Origin of the sequence: Ursidibacter arcticus (genome assembly GCF_009761375.1) — a bacterium.
GTDB lineage: Bacteria > Pseudomonadota > Gammaproteobacteria > Enterobacterales > Pasteurellaceae > Ursidibacter > Ursidibacter arcticus.
The window spans coordinates 1-1692 of the sequence record NZ_LEKM01000187.1; the positions used below are offsets into that span (position 1 = coordinate 1).

Sequence of the window (1692 nt, forward strand, 5' to 3'; positions counted from 1 at the left end):
CTGGACGTATCACGAGTGCGAATGCTGACATAAGTAACGACAAAACGAGTGAAAAACTCGTTCGCCGGAAGACCAAGGGTTCCTGTCCAACGTTAATCGGGGCAGGGTGAGTCGGCCCCTAAGGCGAGGCTGAAAAGCGTAGTCGATGGGAAACGGGTTAATATTCCCGTACTTGGATAAACTGCGATGTGGGGACGGAGAAGGTTAGGTGAGCAATCTGTTGGATATGATTGTTTAAACTAGTAGGTGGAAGACTTAGGCAAATCCGGGTCTTCTTAACACCGAGAAGTGATGACGAGTCTCTACGGAGATGAAGTCACCAATACCACGCTTCCAGGAAAAGCCACTAAGCTTCAGGTTTATCTAAACCGTACTATAAACCGACACAGGTGGTCAGGTAGAGAATACTCAGGCGCTTGAGAGAACTCGGGTGAAGGAACTAGGCAAAATAGCACCGTAACTTCGGGAGAAGGTGCGCCGGCGTAGATTGTAATCCCTCGCGGATGAAGGTCGAACCGGTCGAAGATACCAGCTGGCTGCAACTGTTTATTAAAAACACAGCACTCTGCAAACACGAAAGTGGACGTATAGGGTGTGATGCCTGCCCGGTGCTGGAAGGTTAATTGATGGTGTTATCGAAAGAGAAGCTCCTGATCGAAGCCCCAGTAAACGGCGGCCGTAACTATAACGGTCCTAAGGTAGCGAAATTCCTTGTCGGGTAAGTTCCGACCTGCACGAATGGCATAATGATGGCCAGGCTGTCTCCACCCGAGACTCAGTGAAATTGAAATCGCCGTGAAGATGCGGTGTACCCGCGGCTAGACGGAAAGACCCCGTGAACCTTTACTATAGCTTGACACTGAACATTGAATTTTGATGTGTAGGATAGGTGGGAGACTATGAAACAGTGACGCCAGTCATTGTGGAGTCGTCCTTGAAATACCACCCTTTAACGTTTGATGTTCTAACGAAGATTGCGAAACGCGGTCTCGGACAGTGTCTGGTGGGTAGTTTGACTGGGGCGGTCTCCTCCCAAAGAGTAACGGAGGAGCACGAAGGTTTGCTAATCACGGTCGGACATCGTGAGGTTAGTGCAATGGTAGAAGCAAGCTTAACTGCGAGACCAACAAGTCGAGCAGGTGCGAAAGCAGGTCATAGTGATCCGGTGGTTCTGAATGGAAGGGCCATCGCTCAACGGATAAAAGGTACTCCGGGGATAACAGGCTGATACCGCCCAAGAGTTCATATCGACGGCGGTGTTTGGCACCTCGATGTCGGCTCATCACATCCTGGGGCTGAAGTAGGTCCCAAGGGTATGGCTGTTCGCCATTTAAAGTGGTACGCGAGCTGGGTTTAGAACGTCGTGAGACAGTTCGGTCCCTATCTGCCGTGGGCGTTGGATGATTGAAAGGGGCTGCTCCTAGTACGAGAGGACCGGAGTGGACGCATCACTGGTGTTCCAGTTGTCTCGCCAGAGGCACTGCTGGGTAGCTAAATGCGGAAGAGATAAGTGCTGAAAGCATCTAAGCACGAAACTTGCCTTGAGATGAGTCATCCCAGTCTATAAGACTGTAAGGGTTGTTGGAGACTACGACGTAGATAGGTCTGGTGTGTAAGCGTAGTGATACGTTGAGCTAACAGATACTAATTGCCCGAGAGGCTTAACTATACAACCTAAAGTGTTTTGGGTTG

At 50.2% G+C, this 1692-nt stretch carries 1 rRNA gene; it reads left to right on the forward strand.

Annotated features, from left to right (window positions below):
* Positions 1 to 1669 (forward strand): 23S ribosomal RNA (locus A1D25_RS08395); the annotation flags it as partial.
* Positions 1670 to 1692 lie beyond the last annotated feature (23 nt).